Annotated in this window: 7 protein-coding genes; all 7 read right to left on the bottom strand. The window is 61.0% G+C overall.

Translation table 11 applies throughout. The features are described 5' to 3' along the window. Nucleotides 1-51 precede the first annotated feature (51 nt). On the bottom strand, nucleotides 52-786 hold the full coding sequence (locus DCO47_RS23025) for an amino acid ABC transporter ATP-binding protein (RefSeq protein ID WP_042608674.1): 735 nt from the start codon (nucleotides 784-786) through the stop codon (nucleotides 52-54). Continuing rightward, nucleotides 779-1,738 (bottom strand): amino acid ABC transporter permease, encoded by a 960-nt coding sequence (locus DCO47_RS23020; RefSeq protein WP_083354022.1) that lies wholly within the window; start codon nucleotides 1,736-1,738, stop codon nucleotides 779-781. Before DCO47_RS23020 ends, DCO47_RS23025 begins: the two co-directional genes overlap by 8 nt. A 183-nt stretch (nucleotides 1,739-1,921) precedes the next feature. Then, a complete protein-coding gene (locus DCO47_RS23010; protein WP_039756640.1) occupies nucleotides 1,922-2,719 on the bottom strand; it encodes a transporter substrate-binding domain-containing protein in 798 nt (265 codons plus the stop codon). Between the two features lie 359 nt (nucleotides 2,720-3,078). Continuing rightward, nucleotides 3,079-5,649, bottom strand: coding sequence for a glucans biosynthesis glucosyltransferase MdoH (gene mdoH / locus DCO47_RS23000; RefSeq protein WP_065615427.1), 2,571 nt, complete (start codon nucleotides 5,647-5,649; stop codon nucleotides 3,079-3,081). Then, nucleotides 5,642-7,423, bottom strand: coding sequence for a glucan biosynthesis protein G (locus DCO47_RS22995; protein ID WP_161806073.1), 1,782 nt, complete (start codon nucleotides 7,421-7,423; stop codon nucleotides 5,642-5,644). Before DCO47_RS22995 ends, mdoH begins: the two co-directional genes overlap by 8 nt. A 350-nt stretch (nucleotides 7,424-7,773) precedes the next feature. Beyond that, nucleotides 7,774-8,211, bottom strand: coding sequence for a D-aminoacyl-tRNA deacylase (dtd, locus tag DCO47_RS22990; RefSeq protein WP_116658987.1), 438 nt, complete (start codon nucleotides 8,209-8,211; stop codon nucleotides 7,774-7,776). After that, complete coding sequence (gene pip / locus DCO47_RS22985; RefSeq protein ID WP_041477549.1) at nucleotides 8,208-9,179, bottom strand: prolyl aminopeptidase; 972 nt, start codon at nucleotides 9,177-9,179, stop codon at nucleotides 8,208-8,210. Before pip ends, dtd begins: the two co-directional genes overlap by 4 nt. Between the last annotated feature and the right edge of the window lie 241 nt (nucleotides 9,180-9,420).

The following is a 9,420-nucleotide window of genomic DNA, read 5'->3' as shown; positions in this document are numbered from 1 at the left end:
GTGTACACAAAACCCTGTAGGAGCTGCCGAAGGCTGCGATCTTTTTTGCCGTTAAAGAACCTGTCTTAGAAAGGCCTGAGCCCGCGGATCCTTCGGTGCATCGAAGAACTCCGCCGGCGCTGCATCTTCGAGCAATTTGCCGTGATCGAAGAACAGCACCCGATCCGCCACTTCCCGGGCGAAGCCCATCTCATGGGTGACGCAGACCATGGTCATGCCTTCCACGGCCAGGTTTTTCATCACGTCGAGCACTTCGCCGACCATTTCCGGGTCGAGGGCCGAGGTCGGTTCGTCGAACAGCATGACTTTCGGCTCCATCGCCAGCGCCCGGGCAATCGCCACCCGTTGCTGCTGACCGCCGGACAGGCGTGACGGAAACTCGTGGGCCTTCTGCGCAATGCCGACCTTTTCCAGCAACGCCATGGCCTTGGCTTCGCGTTCTTTCTTGCCGCGCTTGCGCACGACTTTCTGCGCCAGACAGAGGTTTTCCAGCACGGTCATGTGCGGGAACAGGTTGAAATGCTGGAAGACCATGCCGACTTCGCGGCGGTAAGCATTGACGTCGGTTTTCGCGTCGGCCAGTTGCAGGCCGTCGATGCTCACCGAGCCGGAATCGAACTCTTCCAGACCATTGAGGCAACGCAGGAAGGTCGACTTGCCGGAACCGGACGGGCCGATCACCACCAGCACTTCGCCCTTGGCCACCGTGGTGCTGACGTTGTCCACCGCGCGCACCACTTGCCCACGGGTGTCGAAGACTTTTACCAGATCGCGGACTTCAATCACTTTGCGCGAGCCTCCGCTCAAGCCGACTGGCGATTTTCGACAGCGGCAGGTTGATCAACAGGTACAGACCGGCGACGCAGAACAGGATTTCGAACGGCGAAAATGAGGTGGTGATGACTTCCCGACCGCTTTTCAGCAGCTCGGTGATGGCGATCACCGACACCAGCGACGTGTCCTTGACCAGACTGATGAACTGCCCGGCCAGCGGCGGCAGCACCCGCTTGAACGCCTGCGGCAGGACCACGTGGCGCATCGATTGGCCGGCGCTGAGACCGAGCGAGCGCGCCGCCTCGTTCTGACCACGGGCGATCGATTGCACGCCGGAACGGATGATCTCCGCCACGTAAGCGCCGGTGAACAGCGACAACGCAGCGATCCCGGCGAACTCGCGGGACAGGTTCATCACCGTGCCGATGAAGAAGTAGAAAATGAAAATCTGCACCAACAGCGGCGTGCCGCGTACCAGCTCGACGTAGATGGTCGACAGATCGCGCAGGGTGGGGTTGCTCGACAGCCGGCACAGGCCAGTGACCAGACCGATCAGCAAGCCGAGCACGCCGGATACCAGCGACAGCCACAACGTCGTCCACAGGCCCCACAACAGCGGCCCTGCCGCCCAGTGCCGGGTAACGCCGACGACATCGCCTTCGGCAACATCGTCGCCCTGAGCGAATTGCAGGCTGTTCTCGTCGACTGTCAGCTTCTGCTCGTCACCGGCGTCGTTGCGCAGGGTGACCTCGGCACTGCCGCCCTTGCGCACCAAGTCGGTGACGGTGGAAATATCCGCGGCGCGCTGGGTTTCTTCAGCTTGATAAGCGAAGTACTGCGGCACGCGATTCCAGCGCCATTCGTAGGACATCAGCGACGTCGCGTAATACAACGCGCCCGCCAGGCCGACCAGCACCAGCACGGTGAGGACGTGCCAGGGCCATTGGGCTTTTTTCTGTTTCATCAAGAGCTAAATCCATAACGATCAGGGTGCCCGCTGCCTCTGTGGCGAGGGAGCTTGCTCCCGCTGGGTTGCGAAGCGGCCCTGAAATCAGCCACCGCGCAACGTCGGGCAAAACCAGTCAACGGGTGTACGACTGCTTCGCAGCCGAGCGGGAGCAAGCTCCCTCGCCAAAGGTGACCGGGCTTATTCCATGTCCTTGAGCCACTCGGTGCTCTTGAACCACTTGTCATGGATGCGATCGTAGGTGCCGTCTTCGTGGATCTGGTGCAGGAAGTTGTTGATGAAGTTGAGGCTGTCGAAGTCGCCCTTCTTCAGACCGAAGGCCAGCGGCTCGTAGGTGAACGGCTTGTCGAGGAACACCAGCTTGCCGGCCCCCACTTTGTTCAGGGCAACGACGTTGTACGGCGCGTCGTAGATGAAGGCGTCAGCCTTGCCATTGACCACGTCGAGCACAGCCTCCTGCTCGTTGTCGTAGCCGTGGTACTTGGCTTTGGAGATCAGCTTCCTGGCGACCATTTCGCCAGTCGTGCCGAGCTTGGAGGTGATGCGGTAGTCAGCGGTGTTCAGGTCCTTGTAGGACTTGATGGTGCCTTCCAGCTCCTTGCGGATCAGCAGGGTCTGGCCGACGACGATGAACGGATCGCTGAAGTTCAGGCGCAGATTGCGCTCCTGGGTCAGGGTCATGCCGCTGCCGATCATGTCGAACTTGTCGGTCATCAGCGCCGGGATGATGCCGTCGTAACCGGTCGAGACCAGCTCGAGCTTGACGCCCATGGCCTTGGTCATGGCTTTGAGGATATCGACTTCGAAACCGATGATTTCGCCGCGTTTGTTGGTCATCTCGAACGGCATGTAGGTCGGGTCCATGCCGACTTTCAGCGAGCCGCGCTTGACCGCGTCATCGATAGCGCCGGCCTGCGCCGCATTGACTGCAACCAGTGCCGTGACGCCGACCAGCAGCATCGACAGATACTTCTTCATCTTCAAGTCCCCAAAACCATTGCGTGTGCGGCGCGAAAACCAACAGTCACAGGCAAAAAAGCCCGGGTGCGCCAATTCGGGGACGGATGCTAACGCACTCGTTTTTTTGCACAAGGTTTAATGGACAATTTGTTTAACAATCAAGAGCTACCCCCTCACCCCAACGCTCTCCCCCAAGGGGGCGAGGGGGAAAGGGAGCCGATCTTCATGCTGTTCAAATCCGAGGTCGACTCGATATCTCAGGTCGGCGTATCTCGAATATCCAACCCGGTCAGTCCCCTCTCCCTCCGGGAGAGGGTTAGGGTGAGGGGCTTTTCAGCAGGCCAAAAAAAACCCCGCAACATCGCGGGGTTTTTTTATCAAGCCGGCTGAGCCTGCAGGCTCACCGGTCGCAGCGGCAGCAACGGCGCATGCGGATCGGCTTTCACCGAGGCGCGCCAGGCGTCCAGCCACTCGGCGAGACCTTCGGCCCAGACCTGCTCATGCAGGCGTGCCAGTGCAACAGGGTCGCTGAGCAGTTGCAGGCGATCGTGGTTGTTCAGCCCGGACGGGCCGACCTTGATCGCGTGACGCACACGCTCCTGACGCAGCCACTCGATCGGCTCGGCCTGGCCGTGACGCGAGGTCGCCAGCGAGCACGCCAGGGCGTTCTGCTGCGGGTCGACCACGGCGCGGACGAAGCCGTCGTTGAGGGCGTGATAACGGTTTTCGTGGGTGTACTGATCAGTTGCCAGCAAGGCCTGTGGCGGATTGTATTCCTCAGGGATGAGGAACAGGCTCTCGTCACGGGATTTCAGGCCCAGACCGACGCGGCTTGAGATCACCGACACCGGGATCGACAGCATCAGCGAACCGACGATCGGCACCAGCCACCAGAGGAAGCTCGGGTTCAGCCAGATCACCAGCAGTGCCCAGCAGAAGCCCAACAAGGTCTGCGGGCCGTGGCGCTTGACCGCTTCGCTCCACGGGGTCGAGTCGTCGTCACGCTGCGGCGAGTTCCAGGTCGCGGCCCAGCCGAGGAAAGCGGCAAGGACGAAACGCGTGTGGAAAATCATCCGCACCGGCGCCAGCAGCATGGAGAACAGCATCTCCAGCAGCATCGACAGGGTCACCTTGAACTTGCCGCCGAACTCTTTCGCGCCTTTGGCCCAGATCAGGATGATGCTCAACAGTTTCGGCAGGAACAGCAGCACGATGGTGGTCGAGAACAGCGCGATCGCCTTGTCCGGGTGCCATTGTGGCCACAGTGGATAGAGCTGACGCGGTTCGAGGAAGTACTGCGGTTCCATAAGCGTGTTCACCGCCAACAGCGCGGTCGACAACACGAGGAAGAAGAACCACAACGGCGCCGACAGGTAGGACATCACGCCAGTGAGGAACACCGCGCGGTGCACCGGGTGCATGCCTTTTACCAGGAACAGGCGGAAGTTCATCAGGTTGCCGTGGCACCAGCGACGGTCACGCTTGAGTTCGTCGAGCAGGTTCGGCGGCAACTCTTCGTAACTGCCCGGCAGATCGTAGGCAATCCACACGCCCCAGCCGGCACGGCGCATCAGCGCAGCTTCAACGAAGTCGTGGGAAAGGATCGCACCGGAGAACGCGCCCTTGCCCGGCAACGGCGCGAGGGCGCAGTGGTCGATGAACGGCTTCATGCGGATGATCGCGTTGTGACCCCAGTAGTGGGATTCACCCAACTGCCAGAAGTGCAGGCCGGCAGTGAACAGTGGACCGTACACGCGGGTAGCGAACTGCTGCATGCGCGCATACAGGGTGTCCATGCCCGACGCCCGCGGCGCGGTCTGGATGATCCCGGCGTCCGGCGTGGCTTCCATCAGGCGCACCAGACTGGTCAGGCATTCGCCGCTCATCACCGAGTCGGCGTCAAGCACGACCATGTACTTGTAGTCACCGCCCCAACGACGGCAGAAGTCGTCGAGGTTGCCGCTCTTGCGCTTCACACGGCGGCGGCGGCGGCGATAGAAGATCTTGCCGAAGCCCTTGGCTTCGCGGCAGACGTCCAGCCAGGCCTGCTGCTCGGCAACGCAGATATCGGTGTCGTTACTGTCGCTGAGAACGAAGAAGTCGAAACGATCCAGGTCACCGGTGGCGGCGACCGATTCGAACGTTGCACGCAGACCGGCGAATACACGCGGCACGTCTTCGTTGCAGATCGGCATCACCAGCGCAGTACGCGCATCTTTCGGGATCGGCTCGTTACCGGCGCTTTTCCCGGAGATACGGTATTTATCATGACCGGTGAGCAGCTCAAGGAAGCCCATCAACGCGGTCCAGAAACCGGCGGACACCCAGCAGAACAGAATCCCGAACAGAATCAGAATGCTGGTTTGCAGCGCATACGGCAGCACTTGCGTGGCGGTTTGCAGCAGCGGTTGATGCAGCACTTCATCCAGATCAACGAACGACCAGCCCTGGTACGGCATGATGCCTTTCATGTACCAGCCGGCAACGATGGTCTGGCCGAGCATCAGCAGCAACAGGATGTAGCGACGGATCGAACCGACAGTGCGCCAGCGCGCGGCCGGCAGGACATTGGCGTCCTTCGGCGGCTGCGGCGGGTTGGTGCGCCCGGTCAGACGACGCCAGCCACGCACCAGAATATTGGTGCGCCATGGCTCCGGCACAACCTTGGTACGGCGGATCGGCGGGGTCGCCTTGAGGCTGACCCGGCCGCTGGCGTCCAGCACCAGCATTTCCGCTTCGGCCAGTTCTTCGGCAGTGCTCAGGGTCAGGCGCTTGCCCACCGAGGCCTGGGCGGCTTCGGCAGGGGCGTCGAATGTCGAGGACGACAGGCGTTCATGCAGCTCGCTGAACGACTGGCAACCCGCGAGTTCCGCGCGTTGCTCGTCGGTCATCGGCAGATGCGCCAGATACTCGGACAGAGTCTCTGGCTGTACTTGTGAGTTACTCATCGGCAGGCAACTGATAGCTCCAGGTCTCGGTCAGGACTTCTTCAGTCGGCGCCGATTCCGGTGTGGCTGGGGCCGCGTCGGCAGCGACTGGCTGCTTGGCGTCTTTGTTGGCCTTGTCCTTGGCATCGGCTGCAGGCTTGGCTTCAGCCTGTTTGGCTTCGGCGGCCTTGGCTTCCTTGTCGAGCTTCTCCTGCTGCTTGGCGGCAACCTTGTCAGCCTTGGCGACCGACGAATTGGAGGCCGGTACCGATTTGGCCAGATCCGCGGTGACCACTGGCTGAACCAGTGCAGCGCGCATCTCGGTCGCCTTGCTGGCGTCCTTGATCTTCATCCGCAGGGTCAAGCGCCAGCCCTTGGTTTCCGGGTTGTAGCGCACACTGTTCTCGACCAGTTCGGCGTTGTCGCCGACGCTGACCTGACTGCGCACGTCGGCGTCCGGCGTCAGGGCCGCCAGAGACGGGCCTTCGAAGTCGACCAGATAGGCAACGCTGCCATCCGGCTGACGGATCAGGTTCGATTGCTTGACGTCACCGGTCGAACGCAGGGTCTGCGCCACCCAGGCGCTGTCCGGCGCGTGGATCGCTGCTTCGTCCATGGTCCAGTGCATGCGGTAGGCGAAGTCCAGCGGCTGGCCTGGCTCCGGCATTTTTTCCGGGCTCCAGAACGCAACGATGTTGTCGTTGGTTTCGTCGGCGGTCGGAATCTCTACCAGATCAACGGTGCCTTTGCCCCACTCGCCCTTCGGCTCGATCCAGGCGCTTGGGCGCTTGTCATAGCGATCGTCGAGGTCTTCGTAGTGGCTGAAGTCGCGGCCACGCTGCAGCAGACCGAAACCACGCGGGTTCTCGACGCTGAAGTTGCTCACGGCCAGATGTTTCGGGTTGTTCAGCGGACGCCAGATCCACTCGCCGTTGCCGGCATGGATCGACAGACCGCTGGAGTCGTGCAGTTCACGACGGTAGTTGAGGACTTTCGACGGCTGGTTGGCGCCGAACAGGAACATGCTGGTCAGCGGCGCGATGCCCAGTTTGCCGACCTTGTCACGCAGGAACATCTGGGCCTTGACGTCGACGATGGTGTCGCTGCCCGGACGCAGGATCAGACGATAGGCACCGGTGGCACGCGGCGAATCGAGCAGGGCGAAGATCACCAGGTGCTTGTCGCCGGGCTTGGGCTGCTGGATCCAGAACTCGCGGAAACGCGGGAATTCCTCACCGGACGGCAGCGCGGTATCGATCGCCAGACCACGGGCCGACAGACCATAGGTGTGGCCCTTGCCGACGACGCGGAAGTAGCTCGCGCCGAGCATGGTCATGATCTCGTCTTGCTTGTCGGCCTTGTTGATCGGGTACAGCACACGGAAACCGGCATAGCCCAGTTGTTCGGTAGCTTTCGGATCGAATTTCAGGTCGCCGAAATCGAAGCGGCTCGGATCGTATTTGATTTCCGAGACGGTGTTCGCGGTGATTTCGTTGATTTTCACCGGCGTATCGAAGTGCATACCCTGGTGATAGAAGGAGAGTTTGAACGGCGTCTTCTGATCGGCCCACTCAGCCTTTTCGGTGAGGAAGCGGATCTTCTGGTAGTCCGCGAACTTCATTTCGCGGAATTCGTTCGGCAGGTTGCTGCGCGGGGCTTCGAACTTCTGCCCGGCCAGCTCTTTGGCCTTGGCCGATACGTCGTCAAGATTGAACGCCCAAAGCTGACCGGCGCTGAGCAGGCACAGGAGCGCCGAACCCGCTACCAGAGCACTTCGCATGCGTTTGGCAGACATTTTTGCTGCATTACAGGGACTAACAATCACGAGCAACCCTCGCCGAAAACAGATCAATAAACCAACGGCCAGATGAAGTGCCTTTAGGGTTTTCGGCAGTGAAAAACCGACCTTTCAGGGCACCCTTGCCAAGTTGGCGAGCATTGTTCCGACTCCGCCGGGGCAAAATGATTCCCCAATCGGATCCAGACAAGTCTCTACCTAAGTCAAAACGGATCAACGAATGTCGATCCCCGCAGCGCGCGATTATCTAGTAGCCCGGATGACAACGCATCAGGGGTAACAAAGTATTTATCGCGAAAACAGCCTAAAAACAGTCGAAATTTCCGAAAAAAGCGTTTCAGGCACTGTCAGGTCTGTAACAAAAAGGTAACCGGGCCATCGTTGACCAGGTGCACCTGCATATCGGCGCCGAATCTACCTGATGCCACAGTGCCATGCACCTGTTTCGCCTGGCTCATTAAATAGTCGAACAATTCCTCCGCCAGCGCCGGCGGTGCGGCCGTGGAAAAGCTCGGACGCAGGCCGCTTTTGGTGTCGGCGGCAAGGGTGAACTGCGAGACCAGCAGCAACCCGCCATCCACATCCGTCAGGGACAGATTCATCTTGCCCTCGGCATCACTGAATACCCGATAGTTAAGCAGCTTATGCAGAAGTTTGTCGGCGTTGGTACGCGTGTCGTCGGGTTCTACCGCCACCAGCACGAGCAGACCCTGATCGACCGCGCCGACCACCTCGCCAGCGACCTCGACCCGCGCACCGCGTACGCGCTGCAACAGCGCCTTCATGCTTCTTCGAGTGGCAGGTCGAGCAGGCGCTGGGCCATTTTGCTCGCAGCGCGCACCAGCGCATCGGTGATGCCCGGCTCGGACGCGGCGTGGCCGGCATCGCGGATCACCTGCAATTCGCTGTTCGGCCAGGCCTGGTGCAATTCCCAGGCGTTGTCGAGCGGGCAGATCACGTCGTAGCGACCGTGAATGATCACGCCGGGGAGATGGGCGATCTTGCCCATGTCGCGGATCAGCTGGTTGGGCTCAAGGAAGGCATTGTTGGTGAAGTAGTGGCATTCGATCCGCGCGATCGACAGTGCGCGCTGCGGCTCGGAGAAACGATCGACGACTAGCGGGTTCGGCCGCAGGGTCGCGGTGCGCCCTTCCCAGGTCGACCACGCCTTGGCCGCATGCATCTGGGCGATCTGGTCGTTGCCGATCAGGCGTTTGTGGAAAGCGGTGAGCAGGTCGTCGCGCTCGTCCAGCGGGATCGGTGCGATGTAGTCCTGCCAGTAATCGGGGAACAGACGGCTGGCGCCGGCCTGGTAGAACCATTCGATTTCCTGCGGACGGCAGAGAAAGATCCCGCGCAGGATCAGACCGTGTACTCGCTCCGGGTGGGTTTGTGCGTAGGCCAGCGCCAGGGTCGAACCCCAGGAGCCGCCGAACAGCACCCATTTTTCGATGCCGAGATGTTTGCGGATGCGCTCGAGATCCTCGACCAGATCCCAGGTGGTGTTGTTTTCCAGGCTGGCATGCGGGGTGGAGCGACCGCAGCCGCGCTGGTCGAACGTGACGATGCGATACAGATTCGGATCGAAATAGCGCCGGCTCTGGGCGTCGCAGCCGGCGCCGGGGCCACCGTGAATGAATACCACCGGCAAACCCTCCGGCGAGCCACTCTCATCGACGTACAGCGTATGGGTGTCATCGACAGCCAGATCGTGCCGGGCGTGGGGTTTGATCTGCGGAAACAAAGTCTGCATTGCGCGCTCCGTAAGGGGTCGAGGTCATCCCTGGGGGGACTCGTATTATTCTGCCGTTGGGCATCATAAACCCGATTTGCGTCAATGAGCATGCCTGTGCGCTGTCACCGTTTGTCAGCCATCACCTTCACGGTCTGAGCGCGATCCTGTGGGAGCGAGCCTGCTCGCGAACGCGGTGTGTCATTCAACCTGGATTTTGGCTGAAAGGCCGCTTTCGCGAGCCGGCTCGCTCCCACAGGGG

Origin of the sequence: Pseudomonas sp. NDM, from assembly GCF_003105095.1 — a bacterium.
In the GTDB taxonomy this organism is placed as follows: domain Bacteria; phylum Pseudomonadota; class Gammaproteobacteria; order Pseudomonadales; family Pseudomonadaceae; genus Aquipseudomonas; species Aquipseudomonas moraviensis_A.
The sequence above is the reverse complement of the archived record's forward strand: the minus strand, read 5'-3'. Positions and strand labels throughout refer to the sequence as shown.

What these genes read in the sequence shown, in the direction of transcription:
- mdoH (WP_065615427.1), bottom strand. Translation starts at nt 5,649, where the DNA reads ATGAGTAACTCACAAGTACAGCCAGAGACTCTGTCCGAGTATCTGGCG.
- DCO47_RS23020 (WP_083354022.1), bottom strand. Translation starts at nt 1,738, where the DNA reads ATGAAACAGAAAAAAGCCCAATGGCCCTGGCACGTCCTCACCGTGCTG.
- DCO47_RS22995 (WP_161806073.1), bottom strand. Translation starts at nt 7,423, where the DNA reads ATGTCTGCCAAACGCATGCGAAGTGCTCTGGTAGCGGGTTCGGCGCTC.
- pip (WP_041477549.1), bottom strand. Translation starts at nt 9,179, where the DNA reads ATGCAGACTTTGTTTCCGCAGATCAAACCCCACGCCCGGCACGATCTG.
- DCO47_RS23010 (WP_039756640.1), bottom strand. Translation starts at nt 2,719, where the DNA reads ATGAAGAAGTATCTGTCGATGCTGCTGGTCGGCGTCACGGCACTGGTT.
- dtd (WP_116658987.1), bottom strand. Translation starts at nt 8,211, where the DNA reads ATGAAGGCGCTGTTGCAGCGCGTACGCGGTGCGCGGGTCGAGGTCGCT.